The organism is Pseudomonas sp. AC193, from assembly GCF_979258075.1.
Window position 1 is genome coordinate 1764734 of the sequence record NZ_OZ409832.1, and the last position, 23257, is coordinate 1787990.

At 58.2% G+C, this 23257-nt stretch carries 21 protein-coding genes and 3 pseudogenes; 12 read left to right on the forward strand and 12 right to left on the reverse strand.

Annotation, left to right across the window (positions count from 1 at the left end; genetic code table 11):
• Window positions 1-56 precede the first annotated feature (56 nt).
• The 4 genes from ptrR (at window position 57) to ACZZ0D_RS08195 (ending at window position 2559) form a co-directional block, all read left to right on the forward strand.
• Complete coding sequence (gene ptrR, locus ACZZ0D_RS08180) at window positions 57-935, forward strand: putrescine utilization regulator PtrR (protein ID WP_212544736.1); 879 nt, start codon at window positions 57-59, stop codon at window positions 933-935.
• Between the two features lie 82 nt (window positions 936-1017).
• Window positions 1018-1680, forward strand: a complete 663-nt coding sequence (locus tag ACZZ0D_RS08185) for a M24 family metallopeptidase (protein ID WP_463552885.1) — start codon at window positions 1018-1020, stop codon at window positions 1678-1680.
• Window positions 1681-1689: 9 nt separating this feature from the next.
• Window positions 1690-2034 (forward strand): gamma-glutamylcyclotransferase family protein, encoded by a 345-nt coding sequence (locus ACZZ0D_RS08190; RefSeq protein ID WP_053121263.1) that lies wholly within the window; start codon window positions 1690-1692, stop codon window positions 2032-2034.
• A 96-nt stretch (window positions 2035-2130) separates the two neighbouring features.
• Window positions 2131-2559, forward strand: a complete 429-nt coding sequence (locus tag ACZZ0D_RS08195) for a TOBE domain-containing protein (protein WP_158957911.1) — start codon at window positions 2131-2133, stop codon at window positions 2557-2559.
• 54 nt (window positions 2560-2613) lie between these two features.
• Here the strand turns inward: ACZZ0D_RS08195 and ACZZ0D_RS08200 are convergent, their stop codons facing one another.
• Both ACZZ0D_RS08200 and ACZZ0D_RS08205 read right to left on the reverse strand, forming a co-directional pair.
• Window positions 2614-3237 (reverse strand): glutathione S-transferase family protein, encoded by a 624-nt coding sequence (locus ACZZ0D_RS08200; protein ID WP_463552886.1) that lies wholly within the window; start codon window positions 3235-3237, stop codon window positions 2614-2616.
• A 100-nt stretch (window positions 3238-3337) separates the two neighbouring features.
• A complete protein-coding gene (locus tag ACZZ0D_RS08205; protein WP_053121257.1) occupies window positions 3338-4753 on the reverse strand; it encodes a purine-cytosine permease family protein in 1416 nt (471 codons plus the stop codon).
• A 463-nt stretch (window positions 4754-5216) separates the two neighbouring features.
• Between ACZZ0D_RS08205 and ACZZ0D_RS08210 the strand changes: the two genes are divergently transcribed.
• The gene (locus tag ACZZ0D_RS08210; protein ID WP_053121255.1) at window positions 5217-6128 is read left to right on the forward strand and encodes a LysR family transcriptional regulator; all 912 of its coding nucleotides are present in this window, start codon (window positions 5217-5219) and stop codon (window positions 6126-6128) included.
• An 18-nt stretch (window positions 6129-6146) separates the two neighbouring features.
• On the opposite strand, the gene argE is transcribed toward ACZZ0D_RS08210, so the two are convergent.
• The 5 genes from argE to ACZZ0D_RS08235 all read right to left on the reverse strand — a co-directional run bounded on the left by argE (window position 6147) and on the right by ACZZ0D_RS08235 (window position 11069).
• On the reverse strand, window positions 6147-7295 hold the full coding sequence (gene argE / locus ACZZ0D_RS08215) for an acetylornithine deacetylase (RefSeq protein WP_463552887.1): 1149 nt from the start codon (window positions 7293-7295) through the stop codon (window positions 6147-6149).
• Complete coding sequence (locus tag ACZZ0D_RS08220) at window positions 7292-7969, reverse strand: DUF1028 domain-containing protein (RefSeq protein ID WP_463552888.1); 678 nt, start codon at window positions 7967-7969, stop codon at window positions 7292-7294. The genes argE and ACZZ0D_RS08220 overlap by 4 nt, the downstream gene beginning before the upstream one ends.
• A gap of 120 nt (window positions 7970-8089) precedes the next feature.
• On the reverse strand, window positions 8090-8506 hold the full coding sequence (locus tag ACZZ0D_RS08225) for a RidA family protein (RefSeq protein ID WP_159814050.1): 417 nt from the start codon (window positions 8504-8506) through the stop codon (window positions 8090-8092).
• A 58-nt stretch (window positions 8507-8564) separates the two neighbouring features.
• Window positions 8565-9884 (reverse strand): flavin-containing monooxygenase, encoded by a 1320-nt coding sequence (locus ACZZ0D_RS08230; protein WP_463552889.1) that lies wholly within the window; start codon window positions 9882-9884, stop codon window positions 8565-8567.
• A gap of 366 nt (window positions 9885-10250) precedes the next feature.
• Window positions 10251-11069, reverse strand: a complete 819-nt coding sequence (locus ACZZ0D_RS08235) for an alpha/beta fold hydrolase (RefSeq protein WP_463552890.1) — start codon at window positions 11067-11069, stop codon at window positions 10251-10253.
• 165 nt (window positions 11070-11234) lie between these two features.
• Here ACZZ0D_RS08235 and ACZZ0D_RS08240 point away from each other — a divergent pair.
• Window positions 11235-11584, forward strand: a pseudogene (locus tag ACZZ0D_RS08240) (winged helix-turn-helix transcriptional regulator); the annotation flags it as partial.
• 97 nt (window positions 11585-11681) lie between these two features.
• Window positions 11682-12281: a hypothetical protein gene (locus ACZZ0D_RS08245; RefSeq protein WP_463552891.1), complete on the forward strand. Its 600-nt coding sequence runs from the start codon at window positions 11682-11684 to the stop codon at window positions 12279-12281.
• A gap of 127 nt (window positions 12282-12408) precedes the next feature.
• Here the strand turns inward: ACZZ0D_RS08245 and ACZZ0D_RS08250 are convergent, their stop codons facing one another.
• Both ACZZ0D_RS08250 and ACZZ0D_RS08255 read right to left on the reverse strand, forming a co-directional pair.
• A complete protein-coding gene (locus ACZZ0D_RS08250; protein WP_463552892.1) occupies window positions 12409-13452 on the reverse strand; it encodes an LLM class flavin-dependent oxidoreductase in 1044 nt (347 codons plus the stop codon).
• A gap of 160 nt (window positions 13453-13612) precedes the next feature.
• Window positions 13613-14098 (reverse strand): flavin reductase family protein, encoded by a 486-nt coding sequence (locus ACZZ0D_RS08255; protein WP_095120372.1) that lies wholly within the window; start codon window positions 14096-14098, stop codon window positions 13613-13615.
• A gap of 323 nt (window positions 14099-14421) precedes the next feature.
• On the opposite strand from ACZZ0D_RS08255, the gene ACZZ0D_RS08260 reads away from it, so the two are divergent.
• Window positions 14422-15828, forward strand: coding sequence for a purine-cytosine permease family protein (locus ACZZ0D_RS08260; RefSeq protein WP_463552893.1), 1407 nt, complete (start codon window positions 14422-14424; stop codon window positions 15826-15828).
• 250 nt (window positions 15829-16078) lie between these two features.
• Window positions 16079-17180, forward strand: a pseudogene (locus tag ACZZ0D_RS08265) (polyamine ABC transporter substrate-binding protein).
• A 123-nt stretch (window positions 17181-17303) separates the two neighbouring features.
• On the opposite strand, the gene ACZZ0D_RS08270 reads toward ACZZ0D_RS08265, so the two are convergent.
• Window positions 17304-18278: a TerC family protein gene (locus tag ACZZ0D_RS08270; RefSeq protein WP_463552894.1), complete on the reverse strand. Its 975-nt coding sequence runs from the start codon at window positions 18276-18278 to the stop codon at window positions 17304-17306.
• Window positions 18279-18474: 196 nt separating this feature from the next.
• On the opposite strand from ACZZ0D_RS08270, the gene ACZZ0D_RS08275 reads away from it, so the two are divergent.
• Window positions 18475-19419, forward strand: a complete 945-nt coding sequence (locus tag ACZZ0D_RS08275; protein ID WP_463552895.1) for a Dyp-type peroxidase — start codon at window positions 18475-18477, stop codon at window positions 19417-19419.
• Here ACZZ0D_RS08275 and ACZZ0D_RS08280 read toward each other — a convergent pair whose 3' ends face one another.
• The gene (locus ACZZ0D_RS08280) at window positions 19420-20208 is read right to left on the reverse strand and encodes an AraC family transcriptional regulator (protein WP_463552896.1); all 789 of its coding nucleotides are present in this window, start codon (window positions 20206-20208) and stop codon (window positions 19420-19422) included.
• An 84-nt stretch (window positions 20209-20292) separates the two neighbouring features.
• On the opposite strand from ACZZ0D_RS08280, the pseudogene ACZZ0D_RS08285 reads away from it, so the two are divergent.
• Window positions 20293-21292 (forward strand): annotated as a pseudogene (locus ACZZ0D_RS08285) (bile acid:sodium symporter family protein).
• A 1139-nt stretch (window positions 21293-22431) separates the two neighbouring features.
• Window positions 22432-22719 (forward strand): hypothetical protein, encoded by a 288-nt coding sequence (locus tag ACZZ0D_RS08290; RefSeq protein ID WP_400749561.1) that lies wholly within the window; start codon window positions 22432-22434, stop codon window positions 22717-22719.
• 37 nt (window positions 22720-22756) lie between these two features.
• Here ACZZ0D_RS08290 and ACZZ0D_RS08295 read toward each other — a convergent pair whose 3' ends face one another.
• Window positions 22757-23107: a hypothetical protein gene (locus ACZZ0D_RS08295; protein ID WP_463552897.1), complete on the reverse strand. Its 351-nt coding sequence runs from the start codon at window positions 23105-23107 to the stop codon at window positions 22757-22759.
• Window positions 23108-23257 lie beyond the last annotated feature (150 nt).

The window sequence follows — 23257 nt, forward strand, 5'->3', positions numbered from 1 at the left end:
TTGTTTTCTGGAAACTGAATAATAAAGATCGTTTCTTTCACGATTGGAGAATGACTGTGGATCTGGTGCAGCTGGAAATCTTCAAAGCCGTTGCCGAACACGGCAGCATCAGCGCCGCCGCCACGCAGATCCATCGCGTGCCGTCGAACCTGACCACGCGCATCAAGCAGCTTGAGCAGGATTTGGGCGTCGATCTGTTTATTCGCGAGAAAAGCCGTTTGCGACTGTCGCCGGCCGGATGGAGTTTTCTTGAATACGCGCGACGGATTCTCGACCTTGTGCAGGAGGCGCGGGCGACCGTGGCGGGCGAGGAGCCGCAAGGCGCATTTCCACTGGGATCGCTGGAAAGCACGGCGGCGGTGCGCATTCCCGAGTTGCTCGCGGCGTATAACCAATTACACCCGAAAGTCGATCTCGACCTGTCCACCGGGCCCTCGGGAACGATGATCGACGGCGTGCTCTCCGGCCGTCTTGCGGCGGCATTTGTCGACGGCCCGGTGCTGCACCCGACGCTGGAAGGCGTGCCGGCCTTCGAAGAGGAAATGGTCATCATCGCGCCGCTCAATCACGCGCCTGTCCAGCGGGCGGCGGATGTGAATGGCGAGAATATTTATGCCTTCCGCTCCAACTGCTCTTATCGTCATCACTTTGAAAAATGGTTCAGCACCGATGCCGCGGTGCCGGGCAAGATCTTCGAAATGGAGTCCTATCACGGCATGCTCGCCTGCGTCAGCGCCGGTGCCGGTCTGGCGCTGATGCCACGCAAGATGTTGCAAAGCATGCCTGGCAGCGCGACCGTCAGCGTCTGGCCGCTGGCAAAGGATTTTCGCTATCTGACCACGTGGCTGGTGTGGCGGCGGGGCACGGTGTCGCGCAGTTTGAGCATGTTTGTCCGTTTGCTCGAAGAACGCGGGGTGGTACGCGCAGAAGAGTAATTGACACTTTGTGTCATGGCTGTATCTTTATCGGCGTTTCGCAATATAAAAAACTATACAGCGCGGCCATGAGGACAGGGACATGACCACAGCATTAAGCGGTAAAGAAGCGGTCGGCGAACGTTTTGTGCTGGAAACGATGCGCCACGGCCAGCAATTGACCTGGAAAGCCGTCGACGCCATTGCCGAGGTGATCAAACCGGGCATGCTTGAATCCGAAGCGACGGCGCGAGGCAAGGAAATCCTCGTCGAATTGGGCATGGACCGGATCTGGCATCCGCTGCTGATTCGCTTCGGTGCCAACACGCTGAAGACCTTCAAACAGCGCTCCGACGGCGATCCGGTGCTCGGTGAGGACGACATTTTCTTCATCGACATGGGCGTGGTCTGGCAAGGCCACGAAGGCGATGCGGGTGCGACCTACACCACCGGTTCCGACTCGCAAATGATTGCCTGCGCGGCGGCTGCCAAGGAATTGTTCGACCGGGTCGAAGCGTTCTGGCGCAAGGGTGTTTCCGGCGTTGAGCTTTACCGCTATGCGACTGAACAGGCCGAAGCGATGGGTTGGGTACTGAACCTGAACATTAAAGGGCACCGGGTCAGCGATTTCCCGCATGCGATTCACCGTGGCGGCGATCTGGGCGATTTCGAGCAGGCGCCGAACGCCGGCGTTTGGATTCTGGAAATCCAGATCGCCCATCCGACGCGGCCGTTCGGCGCTTTTTACGAAGACTTGCTCATTTAGGAAAGCCTCATGACTACACCTAATGTTTTGCTTTTTTCCTACGGCACTTTGCAGGATCGCGCCGTGCAACTCTCCAACTTCGGCCGCGAGCTGCAAGGGCGCCCGGACAGTCTGCCGGGCTATAAGCAGGAAATGGTCGAGATCACCGATCCTGCGGTGCTCGCCACCAGCGGCAAGACCCACCATCCGATCGTGCAGGAAAGTAGCAATGCGGCCGATGAGATTGCCGGCACGGTTTTCCAGATCACCGCGCAGGAGCTGGCGGCAGCTGATGAATACGAAGTGGCGGACTACAAACGCGTCAGCGTGCTGCTAAAGTCTGGAGTCGATGCATGGGTTTACGTGCAGGCGTGACAACAGAGCGCAGCGCTGTAGTTGTTTTTATATAGCGCCAACTTCGATGATGCACGCCGTTTCCTAACTCCAAAGTCAAAAAACAGGACATCCATCATGAAAGTCAGCGCACGCAACGTATTCAAAGGCAAAGTCAGCAATGTTCAGGCTGGCGCCGTCAACGCCGAAGTGGTACTGACCCTGGCTGGCGGTGAGCAGTTGGTTGCCGTCGTGACCATGGAAAGCATCAAGAACCTTGGCATCGCCGTCGGCAAGGAAGCCGTTGCGCTGATCAAGGCGCCGTGGGTGATGCTGATGACTGAATCCAGCGACATTCGCCTGTCGGCGCGCAATTGCCTGGAAGGCAAAGTGCTGAGCGTGACGGATGGTGCGGTCAACGCTGAAGTGGTGATCGAGCTGGCTGGCGGTTCGAAGGTCTACTCGATCGTGACCCGTGATGCCGTTGCCGAACTGGGCCTGGCCAAAGGCGTCAGCGCGACGGCAGTGATCAAGGCTTCGCACATCATTCTGGGTGTTCCGGCCTGATAGTTTTTTCAGGCAAATAAAAAACCGCTGATTCCGGGATCAGCGGTTTTTGCGTTATGGCGTACCGTTTCTGCCATACAAACGATAGCCTTCGCGTTGATTCAGGCGGTCGTAATAGGCGCTGACGGCGGGCAAGTGCGGATGCTTGAGCGGTGTTTCGAACCAGCGGTTAACCGAGAGTCCGATCGGGATGTCCGCCAGTGAAAACTCGTTGCCGCTGACGTAAGCGCCGGTCAATTCCAGCTGTCGATCCAGAATCTCCATGTTCTTCGACCATTGCTCGATCCCGACCGCCAGTGCAGCGCCGTCCTGATATTCAGACGACTTGCGCACCAGCGACATCAGCGGATACGACCACGAGCGATTCAGTTCCGAAGCCTGCCAGTCAATCCACTGATCGACCCGCGCCCGGGCCATCGGCTCAGTTGGATATAGCTGCGAACCGCCGTAGCGCGAGACCAGATAACGAATGATCGTATTCGATTCCCACAATGTGAAATCGCCGTCCTGAATCACCGGCACCATGGCGCATGGATTCATCGCGAGAAACTCCGGTGTATTCGTTGGCTGAAACCCCGAGCCCCAGTCTTCACGCTCGAACGGGATGTGCAATTCAGCACACGTCCACAGCACTTTGCGCACGTTCATCGATGAGGCTTTACCGAGTATTCGCAGCATCGGATGTCCTTTTCCATCAGGTCGTTGAAGGTAAAGAAATACCACATCGAAACGAAGTAGGCCCGCACATGGCGGGCCTTCTTTTTTTCACAGGATCATGTCACAGACTACTCGCCAACTTCCCGCCCATCATCCGTCGACGATAGGACGTATCCCGATTCGCCAGCCAGAAGTACAGCGGCGACGTCACCAGCAAGCCCACCAGCCACGACAGATCCGCGCCGTTGATGTGTGCCGACACAGGGCCGACGTACAGCGGCGTGTTCATGAACGGGATCTGCACGGCGATGCCGATCGCGTAAGCCAGCAAGGCCTGCGGGTTGTAGCGGCCGTAGATGCCGCCATCGACCTGGAAGATCGACTGGATGTCGTATTTGCCTTTGTGGATCGCATAGAAGTCGATCAGGTTGATCGCGGTCCACGGCACCAGCACCACCAAAAGCACCAACACCATGTCGACGAAGTGGCCGATGAAGTCCTTGGAGGCGCCGACGGCGGCGAAGCAGCAGGCCAGCAACACGATGATCGAGATCACTGCGCGGCTCTTGGCGGTCGGGATCCAGCGGTAGGCGAAGGTCTGCACCAGAGTGATCAGCGACAGCACGGCGCCGTAGAGGTTGAGGGCGTTGTGGCTGATCACGCTGAGCAGGAACAGCACCAACATCAGCGGGCCGATGGAGCCGGTGGCCATTTTCACTGCGTCCATGGTGTCCATGCCAACCGGTGTGGCGAGCACGGCAACGGCACCGAAAATGAACGCCAGACTCGAACCTAGCGCCGAACCCAGGTACGTCGTCCAGAACGTCGACGAGACTTTGACGTCGGCCGGCAAGTAACGCGAATAATCGGACACGTACGGTGCGAACGCGATCTGCCACAACGCCGCCAACGACACGGTGGCCAGCCAGCCGGACAGGTTGAAGCTGCCACGGGTGAGGAAGTCATCGGTCTGAATATGGGTAAAGATGTAGCCGAAACCGACGACTATGCCGATCCCCAACACCCAGGTGCCGATGCGGTTGAGCACGTGGATAAAGCGGTAGCCGATGATGCCGATGATGCCCGAACCCACGGCGCCGATAACAATGCCGACGGGGACTGGAACGCTATCAACCACGCCATGCAACGACTTGCCGGCCAGGACGATGTTGGAGGCGAAGAAACCGATGTACATGACGCCGGCAATCAACACCACCAGCAGCGCGCCGAGCGAGCCGAACTGCGCGCGGCTCTGGATCATCTGCGGAATGCCCATCTGCGGGCCTTGCGCCGAGTGCAGCGCCATCAGCACGCCGCCGACCAGATGGCCGACGAGGATCGCGACGATGCCCCAGACCAGATTCAAGTGAAACAACTGCACGCCCAGCGCACCGGTGACGATGGGCAACGGCGCGATGTTGCCGCCGAACCAGAGCGTGAACAGATCCCTGACCTTTCCGTGGCGATCTTCGGGGGGCACGTATCCTATCGTGTGTTTTTCAATCAGCGGAGCGGAGGATGCTGCGGGGGTAGCCATGACGAACTCCAAGGCAAGGATGAGTACGTGGACGTACTTCGGCAAGCGCCGGCACGGGCGGCGCAATTCTTGTTGAAGCGATCATGGGTAAAGCGTCGGGATAGATAAATTAGTAAGTTTGTTGCTACAGACGTTAAAAAAAATATGCTCTGGGTGAGGCGGCGCTCCGGTATGTTCAGGCATCACTTTTATCTGGATAAACACAGTCCTGCGGTAAGGGGGATTTCTGTGGCGAGGGGATTTATCCCCGTTGGGCTGCGAAGCGGCCCCTGTTTTTAAAATCAGAAGAGGGGCCGCTGCGCAGCCCAACGGGGATAAATCCCCTCGCCACATATAAATCTTGTGGCACAGATAAATCCCTCTGGCGCAGATAAATTTTTTTGCCACAGATAGCCCCCTCACCAAAGGTGCCCCGTGTAGGAGCTGCCGAAGGCTGCGATCCTTTGATTTTCTGGAGATTCCCATGGCCGCCTACAACCTGCGCCAGCTCAAATACTTCGTCACCACCGCCGATTGCGGCAGCGTCGCCGAAGCCTCGCGCAAGCTCTACATCGCGCAGCCATCGGTCTCCACCGCGATCAAGCATCTGGAAGAAAGCTTCGGTGTGCAGCTGTTCATCCGCCATCACGCCCAGGGCGTCTCGCTGACGCCGAGCGGTTCGCGCTTCTATCGCAAGGCGCTGGAACTGTTGCGCGTTGCCCACGAGTTCGAACAAAACGCCCTGGCCGACAACGACGTGGTCTCCGGACAGATCGATATCGGCTGTTTCGAAACCGTCGCGCCGCTGTACCTGCCGCGCCTGATCGCCGGTTTCAAGGCGCGCTGGCCCGGCGTGGAAATCCGCATTCGCGACGGCGAACAACAGGAGCTGGTGCAAGCCCTCACCGCTGGCAGCATCGACGTGGCGATGATGTTCGAGCACGACCTCGACAGCACCATCGAAACCACGCCGCTGATGCCGCCTCAGCAGCCTTATGCGCTGCTCCCGGCCAACCATCGCTTCGCGCAACAGGCCAAGGTTTCTTTGCACGATCTGGTGCTGGAACCGATGATCCTGCTCGACGTAGTGCCGAGCCGCACCTACTTCGTGAGCATCTTCGAAGAGCGCGGCCTGACGCCGAACATCGTCTTCAGCTCACCGTCGATCGAGATGGTGCGCGGCATGGTTGGCAATGGTTTTGGCTTTTCGATTCTGGTGACGAAACCGTTCAGCGATTACACCTACGACGGCCAACAAGTCGTGTGCGTGCCGTTGGCGGAAACGGTGACCGGTTCGGGATTGTCGGCAGCGTGGTTGCGGCGCGTGCAACTGACCAAACCGGTGCAGTTGTTCGTCGACCATTGCCGTGAGGAATTGGCCCGACTGTACGCGTGAGTGCAGTCGAGCCGGGTTTCAATTGCGGATAAACGCCAGCACGCGCTGGAGCATGTCATCGCAAGCCTGCAACTGATCAAGGCTGACAAACTCATCGGGTTTGTGGCCCTGATCCATGCTGCCGGGGCCGCAGACTACGGTTGGAATCCCCACCGCATCAAACAGTCCGCCTTCAGTGCCAAACGCGACCGTGCCAAATTCCGTTGAGCCGCAGAACGCCGCAATCAATTCGGCAGCCTGGCTCTGCGCATCGGTGACCAGCCCCGGATAGGCCGACAACTCGCTGAAACGGATTTCACTTTGCTCGCTGACCGCACGCATACGCGGCAGCACTTCGCGCTCGGCATAGCTTTTCAGCGCCTCGGCAACCAAGGCCGGATCCTGCGAGGGCAGGGCACGGATTTCGAAATCGAAACGGCAATCGGCGGGCACGATGTTCAGCGCTTTACCACCGCTGATGACGCCGGTTTGCACTGTGCTGTAGGGCGGGTCAAAACGCTTGTCGTGATGCTCAGGCGCTTTCAATTGCTGGCCGAGGCGACCCAGTTCGCCGATCAATTCGGCGGCGTACTCGATGGCGTTAACCCCGAGTGGCGCGTAGGCCGAATGGCACGGATGGCCGTGCACATCGCAGCGCATTGCCAGTTTGCCTTTGTGGCCGAGCACCGGTTTCAGTTCGGTCGGTTCGCCGATGATGCACAGCAGCGGTTTGACTGGGCGCTGCTGTAGAACGCTGAGCAAAGAACGCACGCCGAGGCAGCCAACTTCTTCGTCATAGGACAGTGCGATGTGTACCGGGATGCGCAACGACGTCTGCACCAGCGCCGGCACCAAGGCGAGCACGCAGGCGATGTAGCCCTTCATGTCCGCCGTGCCACGGCCGAACACTTTGCCGTCGCGCTCCGTCAGTTCGAATGGAGGAAGCGTCCACGGCTGGCCGTCGACCGGCACCACATCGGTGTGTCCGGACAACACGATGCCCGGTTGATCCACCGGGCCGATCGTGGCGAACAGGTTGGCTTTGCTGCGCTCTTCGTTGTAGATCAGCGCGCAGGGCACGTCGAAACCTTCAAGGTAATCGCGGACGAATTCGATCAGTTGCAAGTTGGATTCACGGCTGGTGGTGTCGAACGCCACCAGCGCTCTGAGCAACTCGACGCTGTTCATCGATCATCACCGGCGACGCCGTAACCCGGGGCCTTGGCGGGATCGAGGGCGCGGTCGATGTAGTCTTGCAGCTGTGGTTGGTAGGCATCCCAGAGTTTCTGTAACTGACCGATCGGGTTTTTATCCGCCCAGTCGACGCGCAAGTTAACGATCGGCCAGGTCTGTTCACCGACCACTACAACCGCAGCCGAATGCACCGGGCCGGCTTCGCCACCGAGGGCTTGTGCGGCGTGCAGGGCTTTGAGCAGACGGTCGGCGAGTTGGCCTTCGCCGTCTTCGAAAGCGCTGACCATCGCTTCGATGACTGAGCGCCCGGCGAGCATGTTGCCGGCAGCGACGCACTGTTCGCCGGAGACCGCGTTGTGCACGCCGAGGGTCTGCGAACCGCTGAAGTGTGCGGTCTGGCCGAGGTGGTTGATCGCGGTGATCTGGCGGTACTGGCTGTAGCCGTTGCGCGTGAGGACTTTGTCCAGTGCTTCGTCCGGCGCCAGGCCTTGCTCCATCAGCGCGAGCACTTCCGGGCCGAGCGAGGGCAGGGTGATGTTCTGGCTCGACACCGCGCCAACGCCCGGCAGCAACCATGGGCAGCGCGCGCCGACGGCGATGCTGGAGGAACTGATGGCGACACCGAACTGGCCGGTTTCGGCGCAGCGGGCTGCGATTGAAAAGGTCATCTAATGAACTCCTTGTGTGTTTGGGCTGGCCTCATCGCGAGCAGGCTCACTCCTACAGGTGAACGCATTCCAAATGTAGGAGTGAGCCTGCTCGCGATCGCCATAACGCGGTGAACCTGCTTACTCAGGAATCACCGCAATCACATCAATCTCCATCAACCACTGCGGCTGCCCCAGTGCCGACACCACCAGACCGGTCGAAATCGGGAACACGCCTTTGAGCCACTTGCCCACCTCGCCATACACCGCTTCGCGATAACGCGGGTCGATCAGGTAAGTGGTGGTTTTCACAATGTGGCTCATGTCGCTGCCGGCTTCTTCCAGCAACTGCTTTACGTTGCGCATCGCTTGTTCCGCCTGCGCACGCGGGTCGCCCAGACCGACCAGATTGCCATCGAAATCAGTGCCGACCTGACCACGGACATACACCGTGTTACCGGCACGCACGGCCTGGCACAGGTCGTTGTCCAGCGACTGGTTCGGGTAGGTGTCCTTGGTGTTGAACATACGGATGCGGGTGTGGGTTGGCGTGCTCATTTACAGCTCCAGAATCAGGGTTGCCCGGCGCAAACGGCGCCGGATCGAAAGAGGCAAATCAGGCGTCGACGGTGTCGGCGATTTTGTTGTGCGCAGGCGAGTGCAGTTCGGCTTCACGCTGCTCGGCATCGCGGTAGTCCAGATATTTGCGCTGGGTCGCGATGTGATCGGCGACGTGCTTAGCGTCGTGCCAAACGCCCCAGATGAACGACGAACCGCGACGCGACTGCCACGGCAGACCGAGGAAATACACACCCGGCTCGCACGACACACCGCGCTGATGCACAGGCTTGCCTTTGTCATCGAACGCCGCGACTTGCAGCCAGGAATAATCCACGGCGAAGCCTGTGGCCCAGATGATCGAGGTGATGCCAGCCTTGGCCAGATCCAGATCGGCCAGCGGATTTTTCACGCAGTCAGGCTCCGGATACGTTTCGCGCGCTTCCGGTTCTTCCGGCAGGTCGAGGCCGTTACGCTCGATGTAAGCGTCGGCAGCGTCCAGCAGCGCCAGATAGTTTTCGTCGCCGCGATTGAGGTTGCCGACCAGATCCTGCTTGAAAGTGACCACGCCGTTATTGAACGACTCGGTCACACCGACCAGGGTCATACCGCGATGGGCCAGGCCACGGAAATCGATGGTGCGACCACCGTGGGCGCCGCTGACAGCGATGGTCACGTGCTCGCGGCCAGGTTTCATCGCCGCTTGATCCCACTCGCCCAACACGCCCAGCCACCAGCAGAAATCACGGTTGCGGTAAGCGCGAGGCGGGCGGTCGTGGGCGCCGACGGACAGGAACACCTGCTTGCCGGAGCGCTGCAACTCATCAGCAATCTGTACGCCGGAAGAACCGGCACCGACCACCAGCACTGCGCCTTCCCGCAGTTGCTGCGGGTTGCGATAGTCAGCGGAGTGGATCTGCAGCAGACGTTCGTCTTGCGGGGCAATCGCCGGGATTACCGGTTTCTGAAACGGGCCGGTAGCCGCGACCACACGGCTGGCTTCGATCACGCCTTCGGAGGTTTCGACGGTGAAACCCGGACGACCGACATTGCGCACCACGCTTTTGACTTCAACGCCGGTGCGGATCGGCGCATTGAATTTCTTCGCATAGGCTTCGAAGTAATCGGCCACGCGTTCTTTCGGGGCGAAACCATCAGGGTCGACGTCATCGAATTCCAGACCCGGGAAGCGGTCGTGCCACGCCGGGCCATTGGCGACCAGCGAATCCCAACGCCCAGTGCGCCAGCGCTCGGCGATGCGGTTGCGCTCCAGCACCAGGTGCGGCACACCGAGTTTGCTCAGGTGCTCGCTCATGGCGACGCCTGCCTGGCCGGCACCCACGATCAGCGTGTCTGTTTTTATTATTTCAGTGGTCATCTCTACATCCTTCCTAGCAAGGCAGTTGGATTCGGGCGCTGTTGGCTTGTCCGTTTGGCTTGAGGTCAGACTAGGGAGAGGGGGGATATCGGTAAAATATTATTAAGCTGGGATGTGAAGATAAAATTCTGATGCAGGGGGGTGAAGACCTTTGAATACGGGGGTTCTAGCAGTGGACGAACCTGCAACTACACACAAAAATCTTCAACCAGAGTGCAATCCTTGTGGTGAGGGGATTTATCCCCGTTGGGTCGCGAAGCGGCCCTTCTTTTGATTTCAAAAAAGGGACTGCTGCGCAGTCCAACGGGGCGGTGCGACGTTTCGCTGAATCCCCTCACCACAGTGGTAATGGGAATCTTAGAGGGGTTATCGGTTGAGGAACGCCAGCAGGTCTTCATTCAGTGCTTGCGCATGGGTCACCGCAAAACCATGCGGTGCACCGGCATACACCTTCAACTCAGCACCCTTGATCTGCGCAGCAGCCTGCTTGCCGGTAGTCTCAAACGGCACAATCTGATCGCCGTCGCCATGAATCACCAGCGTCGGCACATCGATCTTGGCCATGTCCGGACGGAAGTCGGTTTCCGAGAACGCCGTCACGCAATCCACGGTGCCCTTGAGCGAAGCCAGCAGCGCGACGTTCAGGGTTTGTGTGAGTACGCCGTCAGAGACTTTCTGGCCCTGATTGGTGCCATAGAACGGCGCAGCAAAATCGGCGATAAACTGCGCACGATCCTTCAGCAGGCCGGCCTTGATGCCGTCGAATACCGACGTGTCGACGCCTTCTGGGAAGTCAGGTTTTTTGCCGAACAACGGCGTCACCGCACCCAGCAACACAAGGCCAGCAACGCGCTCGCTGCCATGACGGGCGATGTAGCGGCTGACGTCGCCACCGCCCATGGAGAAGCCCACCAGGGTGACGTCACGCAGATCCAGATGATTGATCAATTGCGCGATGTCGTCGGCGAAAGTGTCGTAGTCGTAACCTGTCCACGGCTGATCGGATCGGCCGAAACCCCGGCGATCGAACGCGATGGTGCGATAGCCGCGGCTACTCAGGTATTCCATCTGGTATTCCCACATGTCGGCATCCAGCGGCCAGCCGTGGCTGAACAGCACGGGTTTGCCGCTGCCCCAGTCCTTGAAATAGATCTCGGTGCCGTCTTGCGTGGTGAATGTGCTCATGCAAACTCCTTGCGTCAGCGATGGTTTGGAAAGCCGAAATGGCAGCCTTCACTATCGGCGCAAAGCGTTGCTGCTACTTGTATGCAGGTGCTGGGTTATATCGGTTCTAATCCATAGCAGAGTTGGTTGATGCAACCTTTGATCCGTCAGTGGAGTACCTTTTGTGATGCGCTGGACGGGATGCGGCGATTCAGTGATTTTCAGAAGAACCTGGACACCGCCAAGAACCTGCTCAGCGCCCGGCTCAAGGGCCTGGTCGAGCAGGGCATCCTGCAAACAGTGCCCGCAGCGGATGGCGGTGCGCAAAGGAATACGTGCTGACTGAACGTGGCAAAGCGTTGTAGACGGTGATCGTTGCGTTGTCGCAATGAGGCGGGGAATGCATGTATGCGCCGGGCTCGGTGATGGTTGATGTAAAAAATCGTCAGCCGATTCGCAAGCTGGAGCTGATGGCAACCGATGGTCGCGTGTTCGCACCGGAGGCTGTAGCGACCCGCTTGGCGGTCGAGCACTAGCTCGGGGGCTACAATGGCGCCGTGATTGTTTCACTTGGAACGTCGCTAAAATTGATACTTGTGCTGACAGCATAGTTAGCTGGCCGGAGAGAAAGTGATGTCACTGAATAAAGATTGGCAGCCTGGTTTCGGAGAAATAATCACTTGGTTCGCCATGGATAAAAATGGACTTATAGCAGTGATGGTAAACAACTGTTTTGGTCGCCTCCCTCCTGTGTTGCTGGATGTTCCAGGCTTGGAAGCGAAACTCGATGGTATCAATGAGTTTTTATGGGAGGAGTCGTTAGATTTTACTGATTATCCAGAGAATAAGGCAGGTCGAACTTTGTTAGATGTGTATTCATTTCGCAGATACCGTAATACTCATTCGCGCAAAGATGTGGAGTTGATAGTTTCAGAAAGAGCAGGTTTTGATCAAAAACTCTCAGAGTATTCAATTCCGTCAATCAAAGGATTTTACGTTTATCATGCATTGGAAAGCTCTTCTCCTGGCGAAGATTATCCGGTCGGATATGAAGGAAAAGCATCAAATGGGGACTATTTTCGGTTTTTAGTTCCAACTGTACCTGCGGGGATTGAAGACTTTCCCGAGAGTTTAAGGTCGCTGGTTGTAGTCTCGGACACATTGGATTTTACCTTTGGACAGATTGTTGTGAACAATTCCATTGGATTGGTTTTTAACAGACTTTTTTGTTGACCTGTTTGCGGGAATAACCTAGAGGGGTAAGGGTGGGTAGTTTATGCGCGGCTCAATCGACTTCGAGTAAAAAACGCCCCGAATCAATCGGGGCGTTTTCATTGGCCAGGCCTGATCAGCAGATCACTCAGCGAAACGCCGGCACCACGTGCTTGATAAACAGCTCCAGCGATTTCTTTTTCTCGGCATGCGGCAAGCTGTTGTCACACCAGAAGCTGAACTCATCGACGCCCAGTTCCTGGTAGTACTTGATGCGCGGAATGATCTCTTCCGGCGTGCCGATCATTGCGGTTTTGTGCAGGCTTTCCAGTTCGAACTCAGGACGCCCGGCAAACTTCTCTTCCGGGCTTGGGTCGAGGAAGCCGTTGACCGGGGTTTGCTTGTTGCCGAACCACGCGTCGAAGGTGCGGTAGAAGCGCGAGATCGCTTTGGCGCCGACTTTCCAGCCGTCCGGATCGTCGGCGGTGTGTACGTGGGTGTGACGCAGCACCATCAATTGTGGGCGCGGTACGTCGGGGTTGTTGTCCAGTGCGGTCTGGAATTTGTTCTTCAGGTCGAGAACTTCTTCGTCGCCTTTCATCAATGGCGTGACCATCACGTTGCAGCCGTTGGCCACCGCGAAGTTGTGCGAATCCGGGTCGCGGGCGGCGATCCACATCGGCGGGTTCGGCTGCTGAATCGGCTTCGGCACGCTGGTCGAAGTGGGGAATTTCCAGATGTCGCCGTCATGGGCGTAATCGCCTTTCCACAGGGCGCGCACCACCGGAACCATTTCACGCAAGGCCTGACCGCCGGAAGAGGCAGGCATGCCGCCGGCCATGCGATCGAATTCAACCTGATAGGCGCCACGGGCCAAGCCGACTTCCATGCGACCGTTGCTGATCACGTCGAGCAACGCGCATTCACCGGCCACTCGCAGCGGGTGCCAGAACGGCGCAATGATGGTGCCGGCGCCGAGGTGGATGGTCGTGGTTTTCGCCGCGAGGTAGGCCAGCAGCGGCATCGGGCTTGGCGAGATGGTGTATTCCATCGCGTGGTGTTCGCCGATCCACACGGTGCTGAAACCGCCGGCCTCGGCCATCAGGGTGAGTTCGGTCAGGTCGTCGAACAGTTGGCGGTGGCTGACGCTTTCGTCCCAGCGCTCCATGTGTACGAACAGGGAAAATTTCATCACGCTTCCTCGGATCTTTTGTTGTTGAGGCAAAAACTTGTAAGCCTTCGCCTGCTTACGCTGAACTCTGTAGGAGCTGCCGAAGGCTGCGATCTTTTGATCTGGTCTTTAAAGCAAAATCAAAAGATCGCAGCCTGCGGCAGCTCCTGCATTGATCTATTCAGGCCAGGACGGGCAGGGCGCCCATTTTGCCGTGGCAGTACACCAGCGGGCCGCTGTGCTGCTCGGGGACGATCAGGTTCTTCACGGCGCCGACCATGATGGCGTGGTCGCCGCCTTCGTATTCGCGCCACAGTTCACACTCGATGATAGCCGTGGCATTGGCCAGAATCGGGTTACCCAGTTCGCTCAACGTCCACTCGATGCCTTGCGCCTTGTCCTTGCCTTTGCGGGCGAAAGCGTAAGCCTCGCTTTGCTGGCCGCCGGACAGAACATGAATCGCGAAGCGTTTGTTCTTGATCAGCACAGGGTAGGAGTCGGAGCTGTAGTTGGGGCAGAACAGCACCAGCGCAGGATCCATCGACAGCGAGCTGAAGGCGCTGGCGGTCAGGCCGACGATCTGCCCGTCATCATCCAGCGTGGTGATGACAGTGACGCCGGACGGAAACGAGCCCATGACTTGTTTGTAGATGGCTGCATCGATCATTGGACGATCCTCGGGTGTTGTGACGCGATTTTTATGTATTTGTTGGTCTGATGGTATACCAGTAATTTTACTTTGCAAGGGCTTTTAAGCTGAACCGATTAACGTGGTGCTTTCGTCGGAAACTCAACGTTTATTGGGCTTGTGGCTGGCCTGTGAGCCACGGTTTCAGGGAGGATGACGTATCAGTTAGCGCTGTGAACTACGGATCAGTCTTGTGAAATGCTTGGAATACCATAATATGGTCTGCATCTGAGGGGCGGCCAGAGAGTCCCCCGGTTTGGCTTCATACAAAGATAAGAACAGACAAACTCGAGTTCATTCCTATGCCCCAGATGTCCAGGCAAGATCCGTTGATCGAGAATCATACGGTCGACTACGTCCCACTCGCGGAACGCCACGGCAAGGCCCGTGACCTATTCACTCTTTGGTTCAGCACCAACATTGCGCCACTGCCCATCGTCACCGGCGCCATGGTGGTTCAGGTGTTCCATCTCGATTTGCTCTGGGGCCTGCTGGCGATTGCGCTGGGGCACATGATTGGCGGCGTGGTAATTGCGCTGGCCTCGGCGCAAGGCCCGCGCATGGGCATTCCGCAGATGGTGCAGAGTCGCGGTCAGTTCGGGCGTTATGGCGCGCTGTTGATCGTGTTTTTTGCGGCGATCATTTACATCGGCTTCTTCATTTCCAACATCGTCCTGGCGGGTAAATCCATCGTCGGCCTTGCGCCGTCGGTGCCGGTTCCGCTGAGCATTTTGATTGGTGCGCTGGCGGCCACGGCCATTGGCGTGATCGGCTACAACTTCATTCACACGCTGAACCGCATCGGCACCTGGGTGATGGGCAGCGCGCTGCTCGCCGGGTTTATCTATATCTTCGCCCATGACTTGCCGGCGGATTTCCTCACGCGCGGCAGCTTCAACCTGTCCGGTTGGCTGGCGACGGTGTCGTTGGGGATCATCTGGCAGATCAGCTTCTCGCCGTACGTGTCCGACTATTCGCGTTATTTGCCGGCGGATATCGGCATCGCCAAGCCATTTTGGGCGACGTATCTGGGCGCGACGCTGGGCACAATTCTGTCGTTCAGCTTCGGCGCAGCGGCGGTGTTGGCGACTCCGGAAGGCACCGAGGCGATGGCGGCGGTCAAGCAGTCGACGGGCTGGCTGGGGCCGATTTTGATGGTGCTGTTTTTGCTCAATATCATCAGCCATAACGCCCTGAATCTGTATGGCGCGGTGCTGTCGATCATCACCTCGATTCAGACCTTCGCCAGCCAATGGACGCCGAGCATCAAGGTGCGCGTGGTGCTATCGAGTGTCGTGTTGGCGGGTTGCTGCGTGGTGGCGCTGGGGGCTTCGGCGGATTTCATCTCCGAGTTTATCGGGCTGATTCTGGCGCTGTTGCTGGTGCTGGTGCCGTGGGCGTCGATCAACCTGATCGACTTCTACCTGATCAAACGCGGCAACTACGACATCACCTCGATCTTCCGCGCTGACGGCGGGATTTACGGACGCTTCAATCTGCACGCGATCGTTGCGTACTTCATCGGCATTATTGTGCAACTGCCGTTCGCCAATACTTCGCTGTATGTCGGGCCGTACGCCAATCTGGTGGAGGGTGCGGATCTGTCGTGGCTGGTCGGGCTGGTGGTCACTGTGCCGCTGTATTACTGCCTGGCGACACGTGGCCAGGCGCAGCAGAGCAGGGTGGCAAAACTGAGCTATCGCCCCTAACCGATTTCTCTGGTGATGTCCCCTCACCACAATTGACTTGCGGGATGCTCACGCATCCCGGCGGTCATTCATATTGGCCACATCGATCCCCTTTTGGCCCATCCCCCACTGTGATCCGTCTACGCTGTCAGCAAGAATCAAAACCACAACGAAACGCTAGACCTTTTTTACCCTCGGCTACCTTTAAAGCCGCTGCCGTGTACAGAACATAAAAACCATCGAACTCACGCCGCATTTTGGGGAAACAACCATGGTCACGATGAAACGCATTCTGGGTGCCGCCGTGTGTGGGCTGACGCTGCTGGCCAGCGCCGTCCAGGCCGAGCAGCGCGAACTGCGGGTGTACAACTGGGCGGATTACATTCTGCCGTCCGTGCCCAAGGATTTCGCTGCAAAAAGCGGCATCAAAGTGATCTGGGACACCTTCGACACCAACGAATCCCTGGAAGCCAAACTGCTCACCGGCAACTCCGGCTACGACCTCGTCGTGCCGTCGAACCAGTTCCTCGAGACGCAGATCAAGGCCGGCGTGTTCCAGAAACTCGACAAGTCGAAATTGCCAAACTGGAGCCACCAGGATCCGGAGCTGTTGAAACTGCTGGGCAAGAACGACCCCGGCAACCAGTACGGCGTGCCTTACATGGTCGGTACCGTGCTGATCGGCTTCAACCCGGCCAAGGTCAAAGCTGCACTGGGCGATAACGCGCCGGTCGACAGTTGGGATCTGGTGTTCAAGCCGGAAAACATGGAAAAACTCAAATCCTGCGGCGTAGCGATGCTCGATTCGCCGACAGAAATTCTGCCGCTGGCCCTGCACTATTTGGGGCTCGACCCGAACAGCCAAAACCCCGCCGACTATGAAAAAGCCAAAGAGCTGATGCTCAAGGTTCGTCCGTACGTCACCTACTTCAACTCGGCCAAGTACATGACTGACATCGCCAATGGCGACATCTGCGTGGCCATCGGTTATTCGGGTAGCTTCTACCAGTTTGGCAACCGCGCCAAAGAGGCAAAAAACGGTGTCGTGGTCGACTGGCGCTTGCCGAAGGAAGGCGCGCCGATCTGGTTCGACACTTTCGCGATTCCGAAGAGCGCGAAGAACGTCGAAGAGGCCCACGAATTCCTCAACAACTTGCTCGATCCGAAAGTGATCGCGCCGATCAGTGACTTCCTCGGGTACCCAAATGCGAACAAGGATTCGATCCCGCTGATCAACAAAGAGATCACCGACAACCCGAACCTGACACCGACCCCGGAGGCACTGAAAAACCTCTACGTCGTCCAGCCATTGCCGCAGAAACTCGAACGCGTGCGCACCCGCGTCTGCAACCAGCATCAAGTCCGATAAATAACAGTCGACGCCGACCCAATGTGGGAGCGGGCTTGCTCGCGAAGGCGGTGTATCAGGCAGCTTATTTGCCGACGGATACTCCGCTTTCGCGAGCAAGCCCGCTCCCACAGTTTTTTGTGGTGTGTCATTCGGTGCTGCGTTCGGCATCTCGGGTGATGACCAGACTCAGCAACACCGAACCAAAAATCACCCCGCCCACCACCAGCAGCGACCACTCCACCGGCATGTGAAACCATGGCATCAGCACCATTTTTCCGCCGATAAACACCAGCACAATCGCCAGCCCGTACTTGAGCAAATGAAAGCGGTCAGCCATGTCCGCCAGCAGGAAGTACAGCGCGCGCAAGCCCATGATCGCGAAGATGTTCGAGGTGAACACAATGAACGGGTCAGTCGTTACGGCGAAGATCGCCGGGATGCTGTCGACCGCGAACATCAAATCACTGGCCTCGATCAATACCAGCACCAGAAACATCGGCGTCGCCCAGCGCACACCGTTTTGCAGAACAAAAAACCGTTCGCCATGAAAGCCACTGGTGATGCGCATATGCCCGCGCACCCAGCGCAGCAGCGGATTCTTGTCGAGATCCGGTTGCTGGTCAGCAAATACCAGCATCTTGATCCCGGTGATGATCAGGAACACGCCGAACGCGTACAGCAGCCATTCGAACTGCGACACCAGCCACACGCCGGCGAAAATCATCACCGCGCGCATCACAATCGCCCCGAGCACGCCGTACAGCAGCACGCGGCGTTGCAACTCCGGCGGCACCGCGAAGTAGGTGAAAATCATCACGAAGATGAACATGTTGTCGATCGACAGCGATTGCTCGATCAGATAACCGGTGAGAAATTCCAGGGTCTTCTGCCGGGCGATATCAGCGCCGAATTCGCCGTGCAAATACCACCACAACAGCGCGGCGAAACTCAGAGCCAGCAAGCACCAGGCAATCACCCATGACAAGGCTTCGCGCACTGAGACGCGGTGCGCCTTGCGCCCGCCGAACACAAAGAGATCCAATGCGAGCATCGCCAGCACGAAGACGACGAAGGCGCCCCACATCCACGGTTCGCCGATATTGATATTGGTTGAAGGCATGTCACGCTCCCTGTCTTTTATTCGATTAGCGTCAGACGTGGCCATGCTAGCGACGAGTTTGCGCGAAAGAAAAATCGTTTATTTCTGCGGTAGAGTTCGATAAAAACGAAGTGTCGGGCCAACAAGGCAGTCCGACTCATCCTCGAATTTCGGGTCGCACCTTTGGTGTAACCCCTACAGGGCGGCACTTTCAGCCATGCAAACCGACATCCTCGAACCGCAAGCCGTATGCAGCCCGATCACCCGTAGCGCGATTTTTATCGTCGCGACACTCAATGAAGGCGCCGACGCCGCCGCAACCGTGAAAGGCTGGTGCGGCGACGTCGCCGGGCTGGTGCGCTCGGTCGGCAAGCGCGTGCCGTCAGGCAATCTGACCTGCATCTGCGGCTTTTCCTCGAACGCCTGGGATCGTTTATTTGGCAGCCCGCGACCGGCGTCCCTGCACGCGTTCCGCGAATTTGGCGGGGAAGGGCGACACGCACCGTCGACGCCGGGCGATCTGCTGTTGCACATTCGCGCCGATCAGATGGATCTGTGTTTTGAACTGGCGACACAAATCATGGCCGTGCTGGGCGATGCCGTCACCGTGGTCGACGAGGTGCAGGGTTTCCGTTATTTCGACATGCGCAGCATCATCGGTTTTGTCGACGGCACGGAAAACCCGGTCGGGCGCAAAGCGGTGAATTTCACCATCGTCGGTGATGAAGATCCGGGCTTCAGTGGCGGCAGCTACGTGCTGGTGCAGAAATACCTGCACAACATGACTGCCTGGAATTCGCTGAGCGTTGAGGCGCAGGAGCGAGTGATCGGCCGCAAGAAACTCTCCGACATCGAACTGGACGACTCGGTCAAACCTTCCAATTCACACAGTGCACTGACGACGATCACCACCGCCGAGGGCGAGGAGGTGAAGATCCTGCGCGACAACATGCCGTTTGGCCGACCGGGAGCGGGGGAGTTTGGTACGTTCTTTATTGGCTATGCGCGTTCGCCTGAGCCGATGGAGCAGATGCTGGAGAACATGTTTGTCGGCAAGCCAGTCGGCAACTATGACAAATTGCTGGATTTCAGCACTGCAGTCACAGGGAGCCTGTATTTCGTGCCGTCGGCTGATTTGCTGGAAGAGTTGGCGGATCGCTGATCAACGAAAGAACTCCCCCGGCGTTTCGCCAAACTGCTGCCGAAACGCCGCAATAAACGCTGACGTCGAATCGTAACCACAGGCCAGCGCCACATCGGTGACGCGTTCACCTTTCTCCAGCGGCGTCAGTGCCCCGAGCAGGCGCAGGCGTTGGCGCCAGGCGCGGAAGGTCAGGCCGGTGTCGCGCAGGAACAGGCGGGTGAGGGTCTTTTCGGTGATGCCAAATTTTTCGCTCCAGTGACTCAGGGTGGTCTGCTGCTCGGGGTGTTGCTCCAGGCTTTGGTAGATCTGTTTTAAACGCGCGTCCTGCGGCAGCGGCAGCATCAAATCGATCTGCGGGGCGTCTGCCAGTTGATCTAGGATCACTTGGGCCATGCGCCCGTGCGGGCCGCTCTGGTCGTATTCCACCGGCACCTGACTGAACGCGCGGATCAGTTCGCGAAGCAAATCACTGACGCCGAGCACATGACAATGCTCAACCGCCCAGCCCGCCACGCTGCAATCGATGTAGAGGCTGCGCATTTCGGTGTGCGGCGAACTGAATACCCGATGCGGCACACCGGCCGGAATCCACACCGCGCGCTCCGGTGGCGCGACAAAGCGGCCGGCGCTGGTCTGCACTTCGAGCACACCTTGAATCGCGTACGACAACTGCACCCACGGGTGACTATGGCGCCGGGTCAATGCGCGATTGGGCAGTGATTCCGTGCGCCCATACAGCGGACGCGGCAGGCTGGGCAGCCCGGGAATGCTGCGGCGAATGCTTTTGTCATGTCCTTTAGGCGGCATCTCACGGCTCTTCGGCGTTAGTCGGTAATTTGCAGTCACGTTAGAGTCGTCGGCACGCACTGGCAACCCCCGGATAAAAACACCATGACTCGCCCAAGATTTTTGCCCGATAACTTCACCCTGACGCTGATCGGCGTTGTGCTGCTCGCCAGTTTTCTGCCGGCCAGCGGCCAGGTCGCGGTCGGTTTTGGCTGGCTGACCAACATCGCCATTGCGCTGCTGTTTTTCCTGCATGGCGCCAAGCTCTCTCGCGAATCAATCATCGCCGGCGCCGGTCATTGGCGTTTGCATCTGTTGGTGTTCGGCCTGACCTTCGTGTTGTTCCCGCTGTTGGGCCTGGCGCTGAAACCGCTGCTCTCACCGCTGATCGGCGACAAGCTGTACATGGGCATGTTGTACCTCTGCGCCTTGCCGGCCACGGTGCAGTCGGCGATTGCCTTCACCTCGCTGGCGCGGGGCAATATTCCGGCGGCGATTTGCAGCGCGGCGGCCTCGAGCCTGTTCGGGATCTTCCTCACGCCGTTGCTGGTGACGCTGTTGCTCAACGTCCACGGTGACGGCGGTTCGACGCTGGATGCGATCCTCAAGATCAGCGTGCAATTGCTCCTGCCGTTTATTGCCGGACAGATTGCCCGCCGCTGGATCGGCGCGTGGGTCGGCCGCAACAAGAGCTGGTTGAAATTCGTTGATCAGGGCTCGATTCTGCTGGTGGTGTACGGCGCGTTCAGCGAGGCGGTCAATGAAGGTATCTGGCATCAGATTCCGTTGATTGAGTTGCTGGGACTGGTGGTGGTTTGCTGCATTTTGCTGGCGCTGGTGCTGGTGGCTTCGACGCTGTTGGGCAAGGCGTTTGGCTTCAATCAGGATGGACCGCATCACCATCCTGTTCTGCGGCTCGAAAAAGAGCCTGGCCACCGGGGTGCCAATGGCGCAAGTGTTGTTTGCCGGCAGCACGATTGGCGTGTTGATTCTGCCGCTGATGCTGTTCCATCAGATTCAGTTAATGGTCTGTGCGGTGTTGGCGCAGCGTTATGCGAAACGACCGGAGTCGGTGCCGGAGTTGATGGCGCAAGTGGATCCGTGAGCTGACACCTCACGCCCGAACGCACGAATCCTTGTAGGCGCCGAGCCTGCTCGCGAAAGCGGTGTGTCTGCCACGATGGTTTTGAATGTGATGACGCCTTCGCGAGCACGGCCGCTCCCACAGGTTTCTGGGGTGCATCCAAAATCCCTGGTCCCGACCCAAAACACTGTGGAGCTGGCTTGCCAGCGATGGCGGCCTGACAGCCGACCAGTGTTCTTTTGGAGTACCACGTTCCAACTGTGGGAGCGGGCTTGCTCGCGAAGGCGTCGGCTCAGGCAATGATGTTCTGACTGACCGAGTACATATCCATTGCTGCGGTAACGGCGGCTTAGGGTTCCGCCCTTACGGCGGGTCACCTTTTCCAGACGCCGAAAAGGTAACCCAAAAGGCTTTGCCCCAGCGTTCGGCCCGCTCGCTGGGGCTCGGGGTTCCTTCGTTACGGAATTCATCCGGGCGCATCGCCTACGGTTTGCTGCGCTGCACCTCCTCTCGATGCATTTGGCTGCGCCAAACGGTCGCTGCGCTCCCACCCCCGAATAAATCCCTCCACTCAGCCTTCCGACGGGGCGGGTAAAGCAAAATCAAAAGCTGCAGCCGAGCTTGCGCTCATCCTGTGTAGGAGCTGCCGAAGGCTGCGATCTTTTGATGTTGCTTTTGCTTTTGTAGGAGCCGAGCTTGCTCGCGAAAGCGGTGTGTCTGCCACGATGGTTTTGAATGTGCCGCCGCCTTCGCGAGCAAGCCCGCTCCCACAGGTTTCTGGGGTGCTTCCAAGATCCCGGTCACACCAAAAAACACTGTGGCTGGCTTGCCAGCGATGGCGGCCTGACAGCCGACCAGTCTTTTTGAATGTACTCGGTTCCAAGTGTGGGAGCGGGCTTGCTCGCGAAAGCGGTCGTTCGTTTAACAATTCGGTACCTGACACACCGCCTTCGCGAGCAAGCCAGCTCCCACAGTTTGACTGCGTTGGTCAGAGGTAACGGGCTAATCGGATTATTGTAGGAGCTGCCGAAGGCTGCGATCTCTTGATGTTGATCTTAAAAACAGATCAAAAGATCGCAGCCTTCGGCAGCTCCTACATGACCCTTGGGCATACCGGGTAGACTCAGTTCGTCACGACTCATTGCAGCAGGTGAAACGGGATGATCGGATTACAGAGATGCCGGAGTCAGGGGTGGGCCTGGCTCGCGCTGATCGTCATCAGCCTGACGTTGATCTCAGGCTGCTCGAGCCGAAAGCACTATCCGCCATCAGGCGTCGGCGACAGTTGTTACGCCAAGGCATTACCAACGGTCGGCGAGGGCGGTCTCGCGTGGGGCTCCAGCCTGAACATGGCTCGCCAAAAATCCTTGAACAACTGCATCCGCTACGCCGGACGTTCCGGTGGAACGCCGAACACCTGTCAGGTGGTGTTGGCCAAGTGCAAGTAATCCCGGCCCACCTCTGCGCAGTGGGCCAGGCGGCAAATCACAGGCAGCTTTCCACAGTGTCCAAGTGCTTCCTGGATATCCAGCGATAGGTCGATGCGTAATATTTCGCCACCGAACCGGACGCATCAGGCTGAATATCAACGAAGTATGCCGAGCCCGTTGTGGCCACCGTAATCGCGCCTTTCTTGCCCGATTCCTGAGTGGCCCCGGATCGGCCCTCGAACACCGAAAGGTTCTCCCAGCCATGCTGGACGCAGTCGGCAATCACCTTGACGGCTTTTTTCGAATGCAGCACCTGACGCGGTTCCTCCTGGCGTAGTTCATTCATTGAGGGTGCCGCGCAGCCTGCCAGTGACGCCAACGCCAGCACCCATACGGCTGCTTTCATGTTTTTCTCCCTGAGTTATTGGCTCGCCGGTTTCTGGTCTGGAGAATAGTCGACATCCCGTTTCAGGAAAGTGGCTGACGTTAATGCTCGCCGGGATGAGCTCAATCTGCGCGGTCTCCATCATTGATGACGTCAATAACAACCATTAAC